Here is a 19,627-nt window from a genome sequence, read left to right as displayed (position 1 = left end):
ACTACTCCTTTTATTCTAATATAAAATACAGGATATAAAGCTGAAAACTAACTTTCTGGGTTAGGATTCTACATTCTTATAAATTATAGAGCATATAGTAATTTTTAATAATTTAAACATACCAAATATAAGATTAAAAGTCTATAAAATAAAAAGTCAATTAAGCAGGCATCCAAAATCTTAAGTAGATATCCCAAATCTTAAGCAGGCATCCAAAATCTATGATTTTGAGATGGTCGCTTACACAGATGTGCTGATTTTATGATGATCGCTTACTCAACGAGTACTCATTCGACGAAAGGAAAAGTAGTTTCATTTTAATCATAGAAAAATTATTAATATTTTGGATATCCTATTGAAATTATAGAAATAAACTGTTAGTATATTACTATGACGAATTAGTGCTTTACCATGATAAATTGGTAACGTGATGAAATGGGGAAATGAATGTGATGGTTAAGTGGAGAAGATATATACCGGAGGGGACAAAGGATACTTTATTTGAAGAGTGTACAAAAAAAATAGAACTTGAAAATATATTAAGAAAAACCTATATGAATAGTGGATTCTTAGAAGTAGTGTCACCAACCCTTGAGTTCTATGATGTATTCAATGGTGAAAATGCTACATTGCCTCAAGAAAAAATGTATAAGCTATTTGATAATCAAGGGAGGATATTAGTGTTAAGGCCAGATATGACTACACCAATAGCAAGAATTGCAGCTACTAAATTAAGAGAGGCACCTCATCCATTAAAATTATGTTATACATCAAATATATACAGAGTTAATGAAAGTTTAAATGGTAAAAATAGTGAAATTACTCAATCCGGTATTGAGATAATAGGGGTTAAAAGTCTTATAGCAGATGCCGAGGCTATAATAATGGGAATTACGGCATTGATTAAATGCGGGCTTAAGGACTTTAAAATAGAGCTCGGGCAAGCGGAATTTTTTAAAGCAGTAATTGAAGAAATAAATATAAGTGATGAAGATAAAGAAAGATTAAGAAAATATATAGAAAATAAAAATTTCACAGCTCTGTCGGAGCTTTTAGAAGATAAAAAAGATGTAATAAATAAGAGTACACTACGTATGCTGAAGGAACTACCAAGATTATTTGGAGATATTAAAATTTTGGACAAAGCAGAAGAGCTAACAGATAATCCTAAAGTACTTAAATCTATTGAGAGCATAAGAAAAGTTTACAGCATAATTAAAAGTGCAGGATTTAAAGATTACTTATCAGTAGATTTGGGAATGGTGCAGCATTTGGATTATTACACTGGAATAATTTTTAGAGGATATACTCACGGAGTAGGTGGAAACATACTGAGCGGAGGAAGATATGATAACTTAATCCGCCAATTTGGTGAGGATCAGCCAGCTACAGGTTTTGCATTAGATGTGGACAGTGTAATTAGAGCTCTTGAAAATGCAAATCAAGTAGAAACTAGAGAGAGAGTATTAATTTATTATAAAGATGAATCTTTTAAGGAAGCTTATAAAAAAGCTGAGGAGTTAAGAGAAAAAAATATAATTGCCGAACTCAGTCTTTTAGGGTCTAAGGAAGAGGCTATGAAGTATGCAAAAGAAAAAGGAATAAATAAGGTCATAATAGTGTAAATTTATTTTAATCAGGATAAGGAGTTTTAATATGGAAAATAAAAACACAGTTAGAATAGCCCTTACTAAAGGAAGAATTGAAGAAGGTGCTATAGATATATTTGAATCAGCAGGAATTGACTGTAGCCAACTTAAAAATAAAGGAAGAAAGCTTATATTTCATGATGAACGTTATAATATAGACTTTGTACTTGTAAAAGCACCAGATGTGCTAACTTACGTTGAACATGGAGTAGTTGATATAGGTATTGTCGGAAAAGATACTCTATTAGAGCAGAATAAAAATTTTTATGAAGTCTTAGATCTAAAATTTGGTTGCTGCAAATTTACAGTGGCTGGACCAAAAAACTCAAACTTTTATGAAGGATATAACAGAAAAAAGATTGCAACTAAGTATCCAAATGTGGCAAGAGAATATTTTAGAAAAATAGGACAGGATGTTGAAATTATAAAAATAGAAGGATCAGTAGAACTTACTCCTATATTAGGTTTATCGGATGCCATAGTGGACATTGTTGAAACAGGGAATACTCTAAAGGAAAACGGTCTTGAAGTTTACGAAGATATATGCAGCATAAGTGCAAGAATGGTAGTAAATATGGCTAGCATGAAGATGAAAAAGGATGAGATAGAGGAAATAATTGAAAAAGTTCATAGAGAGGTAAGTTCAAGAGACGTTTTATTAGCAAGTAATGCATAGAAATTTCTAAGGGAGAAGAATGACAAACTATCGCTGTAATTGGAGGTTAAGTTATGGACATTATAAATGTGGTATATGGAAATACTGAAGAAGGTAAAAGATATCTAGATAAGCTTAAGGATAGGGAAGAAAGTGTACAACAAGATGTAACAAATACAGTTAAAAATATATTAGATGACATAAAAGAAAATGGAGATGAAGCTTTAATAAAATACACAAATAAATTTGATAGCGAGAATGTAAATAAAAATAACATTTTAGTAAGCAAAGAAGAAATTAAGAAGGCGTATAAAGTAGTTGATAAGGAATTCCTGGATGCTATTAAGTTAGCTTCTCAGAATATAGAATTCTTCCACGAGAAGCAAAAAAGAAATTCTTGGATGATTACTAAAGAAAAGGGAGTTATGCTTGGGCAGAATATAAGTCCTTTAGAGAATGTAGGAATTTATGTTCCAGGTGGAACTGCATCTTATCCATCATCGGTGCTTATGAATGCTATTCCAGCTAAGGTAGCAGGTGTTAAAAATATAGTTATGGTAACCCCTCCTTCAAAGGATGGAAGCATTGATCCTAATATACTTGTAGCAGCAGACGTAGCTGGAGTCAATGAGATTTACAAGGTAGGAGGAGCACAAGCAGTAGGGGCGCTTGCTTTTGGAACAGAGAGTATTGATAAGGTAGATAAAATAGTTGGACCAGGAAATATTTACGTGGCTATGGCAAAAAAGAGTGTCTATGGTTATGTGGATATAGATATGATAGCAGGTCCTAGCGAAATTCTAATTATAGCAGATGAAAGTGGAAATGCAAAATATATAGCAGCAGACTTAATGTCACAGGCAGAACATGATAGATTAGCGTCATCAATACTAGTTACTACATCTTTAGAATTGGCGGAAAAAGTAAAAGAAGAATTAGCGCTACAGGTAGAAAATCTAAGCAGAAAAGATATTATTTTAGATTCTCTTAAAAACTACGGAGTAACTATAGTAGTAGATAATCTAAAAGAAGCAATTGATATGTCAAACAAAATTGCACCAGAGCACTTAGAAGTCTGTGTTGAAAATCCATTTTTAGTTTTGGGAGAAATAAAAAATGCGGGATCTATATTTTTAGGATCTTATTCGCCAGAACCATTAGGAGACTATATAGCAGGACCAAATCACGTTCTGCCAACAAGTGGAACAGCAAGATTTTTCTCACCACTTTCAGTAGATGATTTTGTGAAAAAATCAAGTTTTATGTATTACTCAAAAGAAGCATTATTTGATGTTGGAGGTAAGATAATTAAGCTTGCAGATACAGAAGGGCTTACAGCTCACGCTAATTCAATAGCAGTGCGAATGAAGTAGGAGTATAGAGCAATAGAAATGGAGAGGTATACATGGAAAGTATAAGAAAAGCAGAAATTACTAGAACCACTAAGGAAACGGATATTAGTATAGAAGTCAATTTAGATGGAGAAGGAAATTACAGCATAGAAACGGGAGTTGGTTTTTTCGATCATATGCTTTCACTTTTTGCCAAACATGGCATCTTAGATTTAGATGTAAAGGCAAAGGGTGATCTTTATATAGATTGCCATCACACAATAGAGGATGTAGGAATTACTCTTGGCAAATGTATAGAAAAAGCTCTTGGGGATAAGGCGGGTATAAAGAGATATGGCACTGCTTTTGTTCCAATGGACGAAGCCTTATGTATGATATCTATGGATATAAGTGGAAGACCTTATTTAGTTTTTGAAGGTGAATTTAATTCAGAAAAGGTTGGAGAGATGGATACGGAGATGGTAGAAGAGTTTTTTAGAGCCTTAGCTTTTAATGCAGGAATAACTCTTCATGCAAAAGTGCTTTATGGGAAAAATGCTCATCATATGATAGAAGGTCTTTTTAAGGCACTTGGAAGAGCTTTAAGAGAAGCAACTATTAAGGATGAAAAAATTAAAGGGGCTATGTCTACAAAGGGAAATCTATAATCCTATAAAAAGTGAGGGATAAAGTTGAAAGAAAAAAAGATATCTATAGTAGATTATGGAATGGGAAATTTGAGAAGTGTTGAAAAAGCTTTTGAGTTCATAGGAGCTAAAGCTAAAATAACAGATAATGGGGAAGAAATAATGAGTAGCAGCGGGATATTATTACCTGGTGTGGGAGCATTTCCAGATGCTATAGAAAATATAAAAAAGTTAGGTCTTGATAAAGTATTAAAGGAAGCTGTTAAAAACGAAACTCCTCTTATGGGGATATGCCTCGGAATGCAGCTTTTATTTGAAGAAAGTGAAGAGGTTAGGATAACAGAAGGTCTTGGATTTTTAAAAGGAAAGATTAAAAAGTTTGAGGTTGATTTAAAAATACCTCATATGGGTTGGAATGACCTTATTATAGATAAACCTTGTGAAATATTAGAAGATGTTGAAGAAGGCAGCTACGTATATTTTGTACATTCTTTTTATGCACAAATTGAGGAAGAAGGAGTACTTAATGCACACAGCTTTTATGACATTGATACTCCAGCAGTAGTTAGCAAGGGTAATGTATTTGGACTTCAATTTCATCCCGAAAAAAGTGGAGAACCTGGAATGCAAATGTTAAAAAATTTTTGGGAGTTGATAAAATGATAATATTTCCGGCTATAGATTTAAGAGATGGCAAATGTGTTAGATTGTATCAAGGAAAGTTTGAAGAATCAGAAGTAGTGGGAGAGGATCCTTTAAAGATTGCTATAAGCTTTAAAGAAAGTGGGGCAAAATATATCCACATGGTTGATTTAGATGGTGCACTTAATGGAGAGATTAAAAATCTAAAGGTTATATCTGAAGTAGTTAAAACAGTAGGGATTCCAGTAGAGCTTGGTGGCGGTATTAGAGATATGGAAACTGTAGATATGCTTATTGAAGCAGGAGTATCAAGAGTAATACTTGGAACAGCTGCTTTAAAAGATCCACAGTTTGTAATGGAAGCAGTAAAAAAATATGGAGAAAAATTAGCAGTAGGAATAGATGCAAAGAATGAAAAGGTTGCAGTAAACGGATGGCTTAATGTAAGTAATGTAGATTATATAGACTTTGCTAAGGAAATGGAAAAAATAGGGGTTGAGACTATTATCTTTACGGATATAAGCAAGGATGGTACTCTTCAGGGACCTAATTTAGAGCAGCTTGGTAAAATTCAGAATAGTGTAAGTTGTAATATAATAGCTTCAGGTGGAATTAAAGATATTGAAGATTTAATAACTATAAACAAAATGGGTATTTATGGAGCTATTACTGGTAAAGCAATATACTGTGGAAACATAGATTTAAAAGAAGCTATAGAGGAATGTAGATAATTATTTAAATTAAGTTGGTGAAAAAGATCAAAGTAGAAGGTGTGTGTTAATAATGAGTAAGTATTGGAGTGAAATCACCAAAAGCATAGAACCTTATGTTTGCGGTGAACAGCCAAAGGATAAAAAGTATGTAAAATTAAATACCAATGAGAATCCATATCCACCATCGCCAAAGGTTTTAGAAGCAATAAGAAATGCAGCAAATGCAGATTTAAGACTCTATCCAGATCCTAATTGTGATGAATTAAGTGAAACTATTGCAAAGTACTATAACTTAGATAGAAATCAAGTTTTTATAGGTAATGGTTCAGATGAGATTTTAGCATTGTCATTCTTAGCATTTTTTAATACCAATGAAACTATAATTTTCCCGGATATAAGCTATAGTTTTTACCCGGTTTACGCAGATTTATATAATATAAATTATAAGCTTGCAAAATTAAAAGAGGATTTTTCTATACCTATTGATGAGTTTATGGCTAAAAATGGTGGGATTGTAATTCCTAATCCTAATGCACCAACAGCGAAATGCTTGGATATAGCATCAATAAAAAAGATTTTAGATTATAACTCTAATAAAGTAGTTATAATTGATGAAGCATACATAGATTTTGGAGGAACTTCAGTAGTGAGTCTTATAAAGGACTACACAAATCTTTTAGTAATACAAACTTTATCCAAATCTCGTTCCTTAGCAGGAATTCGCTTAGGATTTGCCCTTGGTCAAGAGGAGCTTATAGATGGGCTAAATAGAATAAAAAATTCCTTTAATTCTTATACAATAGACAGGGTTGCTGCCATAGCTGCAGTAGAAGCAATAAAGGATGAAGAATATTTTAAAGAATGTGTATCAAAAATAATAAATACAAGAGAAAAAGTTATTGAAAAATTAATGATACTTGGTTTTAATGTTGTGCCTTCAAAAGCTAATTTTATTTTTGTATCTCATTCTACATGTTCTGCAAAAGAACTTTTTACTAAACTAAGAGAAAAAGGTGTATTAGTAAGATTTTTTAATAAAGATAGAATAAATAATTATTTAAGAATTAGTATAGGATCAGATGAAGACATGGATTTTTTTGTAGAAAAAGTCAAAGAAATTATAGATGAACTTAAGGGCTAGGTGACTCAATTCTTGTAGTTAAAGATAGTTTCAACGAAGGATCTAATCATAGGGTTCTGTTGTTAGGAAGGTTACTTAAGTATAAAGTATGGAGAGAGGTGTAGAGTTTGCTTACAAAAAGAATAATACCTTGCCTTGATGTTAATATGGGAAGAGTTGTTAAAGGAGTAAATTTTGTTAACTTAAAGGATGTTGGTAATCCTGTTGAGATAGCAGATTTTTATAACCGAGAGGGAGCAGATGAAATAGTTTTTCTAGATATAACTGCTACTCATGAAGGAAGAAACACAATGATTGATGTAGTTAAAAGAACCGCTGAAAAAGTTTTTATTCCTCTTACTGTTGGAGGCGGCATAAGAACTTTGGAGGATTTTAAGGATATATTAAGAGCTGGTGCAGATAAAATATCCGTAAATTCAGCAGCCATAAGAGATCCAGAACTTGTTAAAAGAGCAGCTGAAAGATTTGGGAGTCAATGCGTAGTGGTTGCCATAGATGGAAGGAAAAGAGAAGATGGTTCTGGTTGGAATGTAGTTATAAATGGTGGGAGAATAGATACAGGATTTGATGCTTTAGAATGGGTAAAAAAGGTTGAAGCTTTAGGTGCTGGAGAAATACTTTTAACAAGTATGGATGCAGACGGAACAAAAAATGGTTACGATATAGAATTTACAAAGGCAGTAGTAGAGTCTTGCAATATTCCAGTCATAGCTTCAGGTGGTTGTGGGAAATTAGAGCACTTCTATGATGTGTTTGAAGAAACTGGAGCAGATGCAGCGTTAGCAGCTTCACTTTTTCATTATAGAGAATTGAGTATATCTCAGGTTAAAAATTATCTTAAAGAAAAATCAGTTGAAGTAAGATTATAAAGGATTTTATTAATAAATTCAGCTAATAGTAATGACTAACTCTCATTGTAGCAGGTAGGGCATTATACAGGTGATGAATGCAGAAAGGTAATAAATATGGAAAATGTAGAATTAAATAATGTAAATATAGAAATATTAAAAGAAGTAGATTTTGCTAAAGGTTTAATTCCGACAATTATTCAAGATTTTAAAAGTGGAGAAGTGTTAATGCTTGCATATATGAACGAAGAATCTTTAAAGAAAACTATAGAGACAGGAACAACTTGGTTCTGGAGTAGATCGAGACAGGAGTTTTGGAATAAAGGAGCAACATCGGGACATTTTCAATATGTAAAAAATATTAGTTTAGACTGCGATGGAGATACTTTACTTATAAAAGTTAATCAAATAGGAGCAGCTTGCCATACTGGAAGTAAAAGCTGTTTTTATAGAAATATTATATAAATAGGGGGTTGTATTAATGGAATTAAAAAATATTGTAGAACAACTTTACGAGGTAATACAAGAAAGAAAAAAGGATCCTATAGAAGGCTCTTACACAAGTTATCTTTTTAGTGAGGGCATAGATAAAATACTAAAGAAAATTGGCGAAGAAAGTGCTGAGGTTATAATAGGGAGCAAAAATAATGATAAAGACGAAGTCGTATATGAAACCTGTGACTTAATTTATCATCTATTAGTATTAATGGCATATCAAGATATAACTATTGATGATATAGTAACAGAGCTTGAAAAAAGAAGGCAAAAAATATGCAACAAAAAACCAGAGAGAAAATCAGTAGAAGGAATTCATTAAAACCTACATTTCGTGAAATAAAAATTATGTGACATAAGACCCTATATATAGCATTAGGCTGAAAGTTAGATTATACGCCGTGCTATGTTTCCAAGCTTCAGCACGTTAAAAACTTTTAGCCAGTCTAAAGCTTGTGTTTCAAGACAACCTAAGAACTTTCGAGAACTCGCTGCGCTCAAACAACTCTAAAGTTCTAAGGTTCTCTTAAAACCCTTCACTAAGACTGGCACAAAGTTTTTAAATCTACTTCAGCTTTGGAAACATATCCCTCTGTATAATCTAACTTTCTAGTTACTTTTCTGATAGATATCTAACTTTGATAATTGACTTAACTAAGGTATTCATAGGGGTACATCTGACAGTACATTTAATGATTTTATGTTAGCAGCAAGCCTTAGAGATAACTAAAATTATTAACAGTACAGAAGAGGTACCCCTATGAATACCGCTAATAAGTCAAATACTTAAGTTGAATATCTATAAAAATTTCGAAGCAATGTTAAAAAAATTATAGCTTTAGGATGTAGTCCTTAGTTTATTAATTATAGTAACATAATTTAGACAGTGATTACATATATCACGAAATCTTACCTTCAAATCTTCACTAAGGTCAGGATTAAAATATATTTCGGAAGCTTCAACAGATATAAGAAAGCCCGAAATTTTTTTATTATACAACTTTATTAGCTCTAATAAAGTCAATGTGTTTTGTGAAAAATGTAAAGTATCAGGATCGATTTGTTCTAATGGAGTTACAGTAACAGTTCCAGGTTCAATATCGTAATAGCTTGAATCTAGAACTACTAAAAAATCGTCGTTTCTTATTTTATCCATACAATATTCTATATTTGTTTCACCAATTACCGTTTCAAATCCCAATAGCTTAAAATCATGGTGCAAAAGTTCGGCGATTTTTACACCTATTCCATCGTCACACATGACTATATTACCTACAGCAATAATCTTCTTGTTCATAGCAACCTCCAATCATTTGTTTCAATAAAATATATGCATATGAACAGCTATTAAATGCTAATTTTTTAAAGTTGTTAATAGGAATTTAAGCATATGCTAATGAGCCTGATGTTATTCATTTTAAATATAAGAAAGAGCGACCAATATAGTAATATATTGGCTGCTCCATTTTTTAATAAGTTCTTTTAAGAAGATATTCAGTAACTTCATTTAAAACTATTTTATATGGGTTTTCTGGCAGTTTATTGATTAGTTTAAAAGCTTTTTCAGTATATTTATGTGCAAGTTGTTTTGCACTATTTATGCCATTATATTTGTTTACTAAAAGCATAAGATCCATAACATCTTTATCTGAAAAAATTTGTTTTTCTAGATATGGAATAAAGGAACTTTTGTTTTTTCGGGCGGCATAGATAAAGGGTAAAGTAAATATTCCTTGCTTTATGTCAACTGCGGCAGATTTTTTTATTGAATCATTAGAGCCTGTATAGTCTAATATGTCATCGATTATTTGAAATGCCATGCCTATATTATGACCTATATGCCAAAATCTTTTGCAAAGGGCATCAGCACAACCACTTTCTGCGGCACCGATATATAATGACAGTGAAAATAACTCAGCGGTTTTTCCGGAAATTCTATTTAAGTAATTCCTGACCGAAAGAGTACTATCAAATCTCGAGTTAAACTGATCTATTTCACCCAAACAAATTCTCGACATAGAATTACTATCTATTTTAATGTTTTCTAAGGTCGTAGAAGAAGCTAAAATTTTGAAACATACACAGAAAAGAAAATCACCTATATATACTGCGTAATCTTTTCCGTATTTTGATTGAATAGTCTCTTGCCCCCTTCTAAGCTTAGCATCGTCGATAATATCATCATGAACTAAAGTTGCCATATGAAGCATTTCAACGGCAGCTGCTAAAGGTATTGCTTTCTTAGGATTATAGCTGCCAAAATGGGAAGATATTATAACAAAAGCAGGTCTTAGTAGCTTTCCGCCAGAGTGAATTAATTCCTTTATAGAATTTTCTATTTTTTTATCTTTACATTTAATATTACTTTCCATTAAAGAAACTACAGCTTTTAGCTCATTACTTACATCGTCATATTTATTCCATATTTTATCCATAAGATTATTCCTCAAATCTAGTGATTATTTTTAACTACGAGTTTATACTTTCTTTATGGGATATAAATTCTTTAACTTGTAGCTCTTGATTATAAACAGGTATTCTTTTTCCGAGCCACCATTTACTCGATTGTTCACTTATCCATGGCATTACCCAATAATCTAAACCAAAGGTTCTTCCAGCTCCAGACATTAATGCAATAGCGCCGAAGAAGTACCATAGTATATCCCATCCTGCCATAGCAGAAAGTACAAAGTTAACAACTAAAAAGGCAGAAGCGGCACTTGCTAAAAATGTAAATAATCCTGCAAGTAAAGCTAATCCAATACATATTTCCGTAAATACAACCATTCTTTGAAACCAAATTGCAATATCAGGATTAGGTATCATTATATTCATCAAGAATTTATAAAAGCCTGGCATATGACTTAATATAGGTATTGGTTGAGCAGAAGCAGTTTGTGCAGCTGCATCAGCACTTTTAACATATTCTGAAGCTCCTGAGTTAGCAGCAGAAGCTAACCATTCAAAAGGAAGTTTTATATTTCCGGATTTAATCCAGCTATCAGGACCAGGTCCAGATAATATAGATTGAAGTCCTTTTTTAGCCCAGGTACTTTCGCCAACAAATTTCTTTAAGCCTTCTAATACCCAAAGGGACCCTATAAATAATCTAAGAGGTATAAGCCATAGTCGGTTTCCTTTTGATGATAGATGCCCTCTCATTATACTTCGTTTATCTTTAATTGAGAAAAATTCATGTACTAAGTAATGATAACAAGCATTTATCCCATTTACTCCCCATAGGTAATGAAGGTTAACTAAGTGTTTCATAACCATAGCAAAGAATCCAGATAATTTAAATCCTGAAAGGTTTGCTACACAGTATCTTCCACCAATAGAGACCATAAAACCGTGATATTTTGGTTTAAATTTAGTTAATTTTTTAGATTCTAGTAATGCAGATATATTATTCGCTATTGTGTCTCCAGTGTGCATTGCTGCTTCAACTATTTGAGGATTTCCTTTACCCGGTTCTTCCTCATAGTAAGAAATATCTCCAACTACAAATACATCTTCTTTTCCCATTGCTTGCATATATTCATTTGTAACTAGTCTGCCCGCTTTTCCACTTTCTAGACCATATTCAGAGGACTGTTGATTAGCTTGTATACCACAGGTCCAAATAAGAGTTTTAGTTGAAATTTCATCTCCATTTTTAAGTTTTATAGAATTTGATGTTACTTCAACAATAGGTGAATCCTTTATTAGGTCTATTTTATGCTTAAACATATATTTCTCAGCTTTATTAGCCTGTTTACGATCTAGCATATTCAAAATTGTAGACATGGCTTCCACAACTAAAATTCTAACCTCTTTTTCATCTACATTGTAATCTTTTGATAGCTTACTTTTCCATTCAAGAAGCTCTCCAACCATTTCGATTCCAGTAAAGCCAGAACCTGCTATTGTAAAAGTAAGAAGTTCCTTTCTTTTGTTTTCATCTCTTTCTTTTGCTGCATTTGAGAACATTGAATGTACATGCTCTCTTATACGAATTGCATCTTCAAAGGACCAAAGTGTAAAACCATTTTCTTTTACACCTGGAACGTTAAAGAATGCTGGTTCAGAGCCAGTGCCTATTACCAGGTAATCATAATTATATTCTCCAAAAGTAGTAGTTACAATTTTTTTATCAGTATCTACTTTAGTAATATAATCGGTAACTACCTTTACCTTTGTTTTGTGGAATATTTTACTTAACTCAATTTGTACAGATTCTGGTTCAACTCTCCCTCCAGCAACCTCGTGAAGTTCTGTCATCAAAGTGTGGAATGGATTTTTATCAATTAGTGTAATTTCTACATTAGGATTTTTTTTGTATTTTTTAGCTAGTTTTTTTGCTACTCTTACACCACCGTATCCAGCACCTAAAATAAGTATTTTCGAATCATTAAACATAAGATACCCCCTTGTAATACCACATAATTTGGTCGAAATGTAAATTAATCTATAATAAGATTTTATATCTAAATCCATAATATGTCCATATGTGTTATTGATGATATAAGAGGAATTATTTGTTATAAATTAACTAAACATGTAATTTAATAGCAAATTTAATCAATTGAATGGATAAATTTTTTGATAATTATAACTAAAATTAATTTAATTACGAAAATTAGGTTATTATAACCTTGTAAAACATATACAATATTGTTCAAATGTAGTATAATTAGATTGTCCAAAAATTCTAATAATGTTTTAATATTTAATATATTAATATGGGGGAATGCATTATGAAAAAAAAGTTTTTATTAGGTTTATTAGCATCGGTAATTATAAGTACAGGTTTACTAGCTGGATGCGGTGAAAAGAAAGAAGCAGCACCTGCTAATTCAAATTCAACTACTCAAGCAGCTTTTAAAGATGGAAATTACAAGGCTGAGGCTTCAGACTTCGATGAAAGAGGATGGAAGCCATTTGCAGAGATGGAAGTAAAGGATGGAAAAATCGCTTCAGCTAAATTTGACTATGTTAATAAAGATGGAAAATTCAAAACTCAAGATGCAGGTTATAACAAGGCAATGGAAGAAAAGAATAAAACAAGTCCAGTTAAATATACTAAGCAGTTGACTGACTCACTAGTAGCAAAACAGGATCCAGCAAAAGTAGATACTGTAACTGGGGCAACTACTTCTACAAACAATTTTAAAAAGCTTTCTACTCAGCTAGTTGAAAATGCGAAAAAAGGTGATACTTCAGTATCAAAGGTTACTATAGGCAAGTAATGAAATAATAGATAAGTAGTCTTAAAAAGGCCTTAGGTATTAGATAAACCTAAGGCCTTTTATTAAGCATAGAACTCAAATCTTAAGCAGGCATCCAAAATCTATGATTTTGAGATGGTCGCTTACACAGATGTGCTGATTTGTAGTGAATCGCTTACTCATTCGACGGAAGGAGAAGGAGTTTCATTTAATAAAACTGGAGGGTTAGAAGTTGTCATTAGGCAGTTTTTTAAAATTTGTTGAAATTAGAACTAAAATAGCTAGTGTAATTCCTTTTGCGCTAGGAGCAGTGTATTCTTTATATCATTATAAAAGTTTTAAATTTTACAATTTTATAATAATGTTTATATCACTAATTGCTTTTGATATGGCTACAACAGCCATAAATAACTATTGTGACTATAAAAAAGCAAATAAATCTCATTTGGACAGTTGTAAAGTTGAAAACATAGTTATAGAGGGTAGTATTAAAGAATCTACAGCCTTAGTTGCAATATTTAGCTTGTTAACTATTGCAGTTACTTTTGGAATTATATTAACCTTAAATACAAATATAATTGTTCTTTTTATAGGTGTTGTTTCATTCTTTATAGGTATATTTTATACTTTTGGTCCAATTCCGATTTCTCGTATGCCATTAGGTGAACTATTTTCAGGTTTTTTTATGGGGTTTGTAATTTTATTTTTATCAATTTATATTCATATATATGATCAAAATATTGTGTCTTTAGTGTATAGAAATAACATCTTAACATTAAGCATAAATGTAATAGAGATATTTTATATATTTTTATATTCTATACCATCTATAGTTGGTATATCAAACATAATGTTAGCTAATAACATATGCGATATAGAAAAAGACATAATAAATAATAGATATACATTACCTTACTATATAAGTAAAAAAAGGGCATTACAACTTTTTAAGATTCTTTATTTTATTGGATACATAGATATAATAATATTATTTGTATTAAAGATAATTCCTAGTATAGCTATACTAGCGTTAATTACAATAATTCCGATAAATAAGAATATAAACATTTTTGTTAAAAAACCTATTAAGAGTGAAACCTTTGCATTGGCCGTTAAAAATTTTCTATTTATGAATATAATTATAGTCTTTTTTATAGGTATAACAGTTTTTATCAATTATTAGCACTAAGAAATATTCGTGGTGCTATTTTATTTTTTGATGTATATAATTTATTGAAAGGCTTGTATTTATAGCTATAAAATTAGTATAAGATAACTATATCGCTTATCAAAATAAACATATTTAAGGAATAGTTAGAATTAAAAATCATATATTTTATTGAATGAATAAGTATGGAGAAATAAGCATATGTATAAAAAGTATAAGCTAAAAGAGCAAATCCAAGATGCTAAGGATAATATATTTTATTATAATTACTTGTTAACTTTTAGTTTATGTCCATATATAAGACATCATTTTATGAAGCTAAAACAACTAGAAATAAAAAAATTAAAAAAGTTAATAATCAAAAGATGTGATGAAGATACTTTTAAAAACATAAGTCTAAAAAGGCAGAAAGAGCTCACATTAGAGGAATTGTCTAATTATAATGGAGAAGGAGGGAAGCCAGCTTATGTTGTAGTAAATGGGATAGTATATGACGTAAGTGTAAATCCTGCATGGGGAGGCGGAACTCATTATGGACTATATTCAGGAAAAGATTTAACTGGTGAATTTTCTGGATGTCATATGGGGAATGCGGAGGTTTTAAATAGCATTCCTAAGATAGGAACTATAAAAAAATAAGGGGGAATATATATGCATGATACTGTATTGCTAAATAAAATATCGGATTCTCTAGAAGCTCTTTGCAAGGCTCATAACATAAAGAGGATTAAAAGATTGTCCATTATTGTTGATAAAAATAGCCACGTAGATTCAGAGAATCTTTATGATCATCTTCGCAGCTTTAACAGCAACCTAGCGGGAGAATGGACAGAAATTGTAGTTGAAAAAGAACAGCTGGATAGCCAGGTAGCAATTCTACACAGTATTGAAGGTGATAAGGAGAATGTTGAAGAGTAGATAACAATAAAGACTTTTTAATAATTTATGAAATGAACCAAGGGAGCGATTTTTGCTCCTTTTTTCATTCAAACATACTACAATTTTTATGAAATATGTGGCATAATATAGGTGGTTAAACATGATGCAAAAACAAAAGTAATAATTTTGTCTTGTGGTAGTTAGGAGGATTTTAAATAATGATAAATAGATTAAATAAAGCCAAAGAAGAAGTTGAAAAAGCTTTTAATAATGATAAACCCGAGGATATGGGTAGGATGGCAAAAAGATTTAAAAATTTATATTTTGAATGTTTGCAAGAGGGAGAGGAAACTAGGGAATTTCACTATGCAGAATACATAAAAAAGGTGATCATGTTGTATTTTGAAAATATTCTTAATGGATATGGTGATGCAGAAAATATATACGATGAGTGCGAATATGAAGCTCATTTAGCTGGAATAGCTCCAAATATAACAATTACATATTAATAGGTATTCATGTTACTATAGGAATATTGTAATTGTATTCTCCTAGTAACATGAATACAGATTTATTTAATTAATCCATGTCTGACGATATCTAAGGTAACATCCACGTCAAATACAATGCTCTTATATACTTCTCCCCATTTGTGGTTTTGCCAAAAGGAGTTATGTTTAGCTCTAACTAAGTTACCAATACCTAAAGGATCACTACCTACTTCTTGTGTATATTTTAGTATTTTCATGCATTCTGATTTTAGCTCTTTAGCCATTATTTCTTCATATTCTTTTTGTATTTCTTTTTTATCTATATGGTTCCATTCACGCTCATCGTAATCACCTTTAAAGGATAGGGACATTTTAACTGTAGGAATATTATTTTCAATATTAATTTTTATTTTCCTCTTTGGCTTAGCAAGCATAACGGCAGCTCCAGTTTTTCCAGACGAATCATTTTTAGGAGGGCCTACAGTAGTAAAAATATATTCTGTTTGAGACATTTTACCTTTCATTGCCAAAAGCAATGAGGTTTCCTTAGGTTTAATTTTCCCTACCATTTTATCACCAGAAAATAGTGCACAACCATCAATACGTAATCCTTTGCCCATTTCGTTTTCTATCTTAACCATAGGAGTTATAGGATCTATACCAGGAGCAAAATAAGTACGGCTAAAATCAAATACAGATACATCAGGGCAGAATCCGCTTTCGGAGTTGTTTCTAATTAATTGTTCCAAATAAAATGAAGGTCTCGGCTTATCTCCGAGCTTCTGAGCATAATCAAATAATTCTTTAGGACTATCTTCACTAATAACTACACGTGCAATAGCAGGATTGGCAGGGTCTCGTTCAAATATTTCTAGAAGATTTATGATGCCTTTTTGCGCAAGAGAGCTCGATATTACAACTTGTTGTATCTTTCCTCCTTGAAGTAGCTTTGCAGAAACCCTTTTGGAATTTTCCCTAAATTCCCTAATACTCCCTACATTGCTAGAAATTAATTCTACTTGTTCTCTTTTTTTAGGGTCTGTTACTGGAGAGGTATAGGATGCGAGTAGTCTATGATCTTCAGCGCTTTCTACTCCAACCTGCAGGATAAAACCGATTTCTTCATATATTTTTTGATCCCAGCATCCAGTAAGCAGTAAAGGAATAAATATAATAATAAAAAGGAATTTAAAATATTTTTTCATTTCATAAGTACACCTCTCTTATTAACAAAAGAAAATAGAAAAGATACTATAAGATAAACAACAACCCCAATTCCCAAGTATCCTACTATTTTAGTAAACTGACTTAATTGAGTTAAACCTTTTGGTATCCTCCCTAATATTACAATAAATATAGAGAACAATATCATGGGGAACAATTCATCGTCTAATTTAAAAATTAATCTTATAAAGTGGTAGGTAGAGCAATAATAACTCCTTACAGCACTTCCCATTACAGGAAACCAAAGCATTACAAAGAAAATATCTGCTCTTTCAAATATAGGAATTCTAATAGAAGTTGCTATGTTAAATAGAGGGAAAGTAGTTAGTCCAAGCTTCTCTTCTCCAGTTAATATAGTTAACAAAAAAACTATTAGGGTAAAGAAGAAAGTAGTAAATATATTGGCATATACGGCATACTTAATAGCTTTATCCTTATCAGTAACATGAGGATATACGACTGCAGACAGCTCAAAACCCAAATAGGAAAACCCAGTAATAAGCATTCCTTGTAAAATTTTTTGTATTCCAGAAATTCCCACAGGTTGTATAAAAGATAAACTTGCATGTTTTAGTACTGACAAATAGAATATTATAGCAACAATATAAGAAAAAGATATTAAACTAGATAATCGAGCTAAAACTTTAAGACCCTTAGAGCACACATATATAGTTGGTAATAATAACGCAGCGGAAAGAGCAATATTTGGAGTAAGTTTTAACAATGTTACCCTAATAAGTTCTGTAAGAGTTCTAGATGCAACGCTAGTAGTAAAAGATAAATATGCAAATAAAGCAAAATTTATAAAGGTACCTAAAATTTTGCCATACAAAAGTATATTAATTTGAAAAATAGATTTATCTGAATACCTCCTTAAGAGAATCATTATAAAATATACGGCTACAGTGCACAGAATTCCTGTTAACAATACTGATATCCAACCATCATGACCAACTTTTTCCGCTAAGGTAGAAGGTAGAGAAACGATTCCGAAACCTATTTCAGAGGATATAATAAATATCATAAGTTGCTTGGAAGTAATATTATGTTTTTTACTATTGATCATTTTTACCTCTCTCCTTGTCAATAGGTCTTGGTAAATCAGGTCTCTTTTTCATGTATTTAAGTGGAAGACGTATGAATACATCCTTTAGGTCTTTAGCTTTAAATGGAACAATAGGAGAAAAATAAGGCTGACCTAAAGATTCTAAAGATAGTAAGTGGGTAAGTAGTAATATCCAGCATATTAATATTCCTGTTAGTCCATAGGTGGCAGATGCAATCATAACTATAAATCTAAAAAATCTTATAGCAAAGCCCATATCCGATATAGGAGTTGTATATGAAGCTATTGCAGTTATTGCAACAACTATAATCATTAATACGCTGACTAATCCTGCCTGAACTGCTGCCTGACCTACAATAATACCTCCAATAATACCTATAGTTGAGCCTATATATGAAGGAAGTCTTATTGAGGCTTCTCTTATCAGCTCTATTGTAAGCTCCATAATTAAAGCTTCGATATATGGAGGGAAAGGTACTCTTTCTCTAGATTCTGCCAGCGGAATTAATAATCTAAGAGGGACCATATAGTAGTGAAAAGATGTTATAGCTATATATATCCCTGGGAGAAACAGAGCTATTAACATTGCTAACTCTCTTAACAAACCTACAAAGGAGCCAAATATCCAGCTGGAATTATAGTCATCTGGTGCTTGAAGAAAGGAAAAGATTGAAACAGGTGCAATTGTGGTAACAGGAGTACCATCTAGCATAACAGCTAATCTTCCTTCAAGTAGCATAGCCATAACTTTGTCAGGTCTTTCGGTAGACAAGAACTGTGGGAACGGGGAGTTAGGGGAACTTGATATAAGTTGTTCTATATATCCAATTCCAATTATTCCATCAATATTAATATTTTTGATTTTGTTATATAAATCATTTAGAATCTCTGGGTTAGCAATACCTTGCATGTAAGCAATAACTACAATTTGATTAGTTGAAGTTCCAACACGTAGCCTTTTGAATTTAAGATTGTTATTTTTTATTTTCCTTCTTAATATTGCAATATTGGTATTAAGGGTCTCAACAAAACCCTCATGAGAGCCCTTTACGTTTTTTTCTACAATTGGTTCTTCAATAGCTCTTCCTTCAAATCTTCTTAAAATACAGGATATAGCAAATTTCATTCCATCAAAGATAAATATAAACTCACCAGATAACACATTATCTACTATAGAGGGAATGTCATAATAAAATTTAATGTTAGATACTGGAAGAGATCTAGCTTTAATTTCATTACAAAGATCTTCAGATGGCATGGAGAGTATATGAGATATAAAATCTCTTTGTACTAAATCAAAGTTTACTAATTCCTCTATAAATATAAAGTAGCCTTCTACTCCATTTTTTAAATATACTTTTCTCATAATAATATCAGGGCAATCACTAAAGCTTTCACTCAGAGCTTTGAGGATATCACTATATGAAGGTATTGTATTATTGTCCATGAATTTAACACCTCTATATTTAGT

21 protein-coding genes are annotated in these 19,627 nt (G+C 31.5%); 15 read left to right on the top strand and 6 right to left on the bottom strand.

Annotated elements, in window-relative coordinates; all coding sequences use genetic code 11:
- The first annotated feature begins 452 nt into the window (after window positions 1-452).
- From RCG18_RS00335 to hisE, 10 genes are all read left to right on the top strand, one after another.
- Window positions 453-1,625, top strand: coding sequence for an ATP phosphoribosyltransferase regulatory subunit (locus tag RCG18_RS00335; RefSeq protein ID WP_308041931.1), 1,173 nt, complete (start codon window positions 453-455; stop codon window positions 1,623-1,625).
- Window positions 1,626-1,656: 31 nt separating this feature from the next.
- Entirely contained in the window at window positions 1,657-2,325 is a 669-nt protein-coding gene (gene hisG, locus RCG18_RS00330) for an ATP phosphoribosyltransferase (RefSeq protein ID WP_308039462.1), read from the top strand.
- Window positions 2,326-2,384: 59 nt separating this feature from the next.
- On the top strand, window positions 2,385-3,677 hold the full coding sequence (gene hisD, locus RCG18_RS00325; RefSeq protein ID WP_308041930.1) for a histidinol dehydrogenase: 1,293 nt from the start codon (window positions 2,385-2,387) through the stop codon (window positions 3,675-3,677).
- A 32-nt stretch (window positions 3,678-3,709) separates the two neighbouring features.
- On the top strand, window positions 3,710-4,303 hold the full coding sequence (hisB, locus tag RCG18_RS00320; RefSeq protein WP_308039461.1) for an imidazoleglycerol-phosphate dehydratase HisB: 594 nt from the start codon (window positions 3,710-3,712) through the stop codon (window positions 4,301-4,303).
- A 24-nt stretch (window positions 4,304-4,327) separates the two neighbouring features.
- Window positions 4,328-4,945 (top strand): imidazole glycerol phosphate synthase subunit HisH, encoded by a 618-nt coding sequence (gene hisH / locus RCG18_RS00315; protein ID WP_308039460.1) that lies wholly within the window; start codon window positions 4,328-4,330, stop codon window positions 4,943-4,945.
- A complete protein-coding gene (gene hisA, locus RCG18_RS00310) occupies window positions 4,942-5,655 on the top strand; it encodes a 1-(5-phosphoribosyl)-5-[(5-phosphoribosylamino)methylideneamino]imidazole-4-carboxamide isomerase (protein WP_308039459.1) in 714 nt (237 codons plus the stop codon). The genes hisH and hisA overlap by 4 nt, the downstream gene beginning before the upstream one ends.
- Window positions 5,656-5,707: 52 nt before the next feature.
- Window positions 5,708-6,778, top strand: a complete 1,071-nt coding sequence (hisC, locus tag RCG18_RS00305; protein WP_308039458.1) for a histidinol-phosphate transaminase — start codon at window positions 5,708-5,710, stop codon at window positions 6,776-6,778.
- 107 nt (window positions 6,779-6,885) lie between these two features.
- Window positions 6,886-7,647: an imidazole glycerol phosphate synthase subunit HisF gene (hisF, locus tag RCG18_RS00300; protein ID WP_308039457.1), complete on the top strand. Its 762-nt coding sequence runs from the start codon at window positions 6,886-6,888 to the stop codon at window positions 7,645-7,647.
- A gap of 96 nt (window positions 7,648-7,743) precedes the next feature.
- The gene (gene hisI, locus RCG18_RS00295) at window positions 7,744-8,091 is read left to right on the top strand and encodes a phosphoribosyl-AMP cyclohydrolase (RefSeq protein ID WP_308039456.1); all 348 of its coding nucleotides are present in this window, start codon (window positions 7,744-7,746) and stop codon (window positions 8,089-8,091) included.
- Window positions 8,092-8,107: 16 nt separating this feature from the next.
- Window positions 8,108-8,443 (top strand): phosphoribosyl-ATP diphosphatase, encoded by a 336-nt coding sequence (gene hisE / locus RCG18_RS00290; RefSeq protein WP_308039455.1) that lies wholly within the window; start codon window positions 8,108-8,110, stop codon window positions 8,441-8,443.
- A 516-nt stretch (window positions 8,444-8,959) separates the two neighbouring features.
- Here the strand turns inward: hisE and RCG18_RS00285 are convergent.
- The 3 genes from RCG18_RS00285 to RCG18_RS00275 form a co-directional block, all read right to left on the bottom strand.
- Complete coding sequence (locus tag RCG18_RS00285) at window positions 8,960-9,418, bottom strand: hydrogenase maturation protease (RefSeq protein ID WP_308039454.1); 459 nt, start codon at window positions 9,416-9,418, stop codon at window positions 8,960-8,962.
- 172 nt (window positions 9,419-9,590) lie between these two features.
- Window positions 9,591-10,556 carry a polyprenyl synthetase family protein gene (locus RCG18_RS00280; protein ID WP_308039453.1) on the bottom strand — a complete coding sequence of 322 codons (966 nt, stop codon included), beginning with the start codon at window positions 10,554-10,556 and terminating at the stop codon, window positions 9,591-9,593.
- A gap of 34 nt (window positions 10,557-10,590) precedes the next feature.
- Window positions 10,591-12,519 (bottom strand): FAD-dependent oxidoreductase, encoded by a 1,929-nt coding sequence (locus RCG18_RS00275; RefSeq protein ID WP_308039452.1) that lies wholly within the window; start codon window positions 12,517-12,519, stop codon window positions 10,591-10,593.
- Between the two features lie 338 nt (window positions 12,520-12,857).
- On the opposite strand from RCG18_RS00275, the gene RCG18_RS00270 reads away from it, so the two are divergent.
- From RCG18_RS00270 to RCG18_RS00250, 5 genes are all read left to right on the top strand, one after another.
- Window positions 12,858-13,349 (top strand): FMN-binding protein, encoded by a 492-nt coding sequence (locus RCG18_RS00270; protein ID WP_308039451.1) that lies wholly within the window; start codon window positions 12,858-12,860, stop codon window positions 13,347-13,349.
- 211 nt (window positions 13,350-13,560) lie between these two features.
- Complete coding sequence (gene menA / locus RCG18_RS00265) at window positions 13,561-14,511, top strand: 1,4-dihydroxy-2-naphthoate polyprenyltransferase (RefSeq protein ID WP_308039450.1); 951 nt, start codon at window positions 13,561-13,563, stop codon at window positions 14,509-14,511.
- Window positions 14,512-14,697: 186 nt separating this feature from the next.
- Window positions 14,698-15,135: a cytochrome b5 domain-containing protein gene (locus RCG18_RS00260; protein ID WP_308039449.1), complete on the top strand. Its 438-nt coding sequence runs from the start codon at window positions 14,698-14,700 to the stop codon at window positions 15,133-15,135.
- 12 nt (window positions 15,136-15,147) lie between these two features.
- Window positions 15,148-15,414: a hypothetical protein gene (locus RCG18_RS00255; RefSeq protein ID WP_308039448.1), complete on the top strand. Its 267-nt coding sequence runs from the start codon at window positions 15,148-15,150 to the stop codon at window positions 15,412-15,414.
- Window positions 15,415-15,593: 179 nt separating this feature from the next.
- Entirely contained in the window at window positions 15,594-15,884 is a 291-nt protein-coding gene (locus tag RCG18_RS00250) for a hypothetical protein (protein ID WP_308039447.1), read from the top strand.
- A gap of 62 nt (window positions 15,885-15,946) precedes the next feature.
- Here RCG18_RS00250 and RCG18_RS00245 read toward each other — a convergent pair whose 3' ends face one another.
- From RCG18_RS00245 to RCG18_RS00235, 3 genes are read right to left on the bottom strand one after another with little or no spacing between them, the layout of a single operon-like run.
- Window positions 15,947-17,071 carry a Ger(x)C family spore germination protein gene (locus tag RCG18_RS00245; RefSeq protein ID WP_308039446.1) on the bottom strand — a complete coding sequence of 375 codons (1,125 nt, stop codon included), beginning with the start codon at window positions 17,069-17,071 and terminating at the stop codon, window positions 15,947-15,949.
- Entirely contained in the window at window positions 17,068-18,156 is a 1,089-nt protein-coding gene (locus tag RCG18_RS00240) for a GerAB/ArcD/ProY family transporter (protein ID WP_308039445.1), read from the bottom strand. Before RCG18_RS00240 ends, RCG18_RS00245 begins: the two co-directional genes overlap by 4 nt.
- A complete protein-coding gene (locus RCG18_RS00235; RefSeq protein WP_308039444.1) occupies window positions 18,146-19,603 on the bottom strand; it encodes a spore germination protein in 1,458 nt (485 codons plus the stop codon). Before RCG18_RS00235 ends, RCG18_RS00240 begins: the two co-directional genes overlap by 11 nt.
- Window positions 19,604-19,627 lie beyond the last annotated feature (24 nt).

Origin of the sequence: Clostridium sp. OS1-26 (assembly GCF_030915445.1) — a bacterium.
Taxonomy (GTDB): Bacteria; Bacillota; Clostridia; order Clostridiales; family Clostridiaceae; genus Clostridium_AM.
The sequence above is the reverse complement of the archived record's forward strand: the minus strand, read 5'-3'. Positions and strand labels throughout refer to the sequence as shown.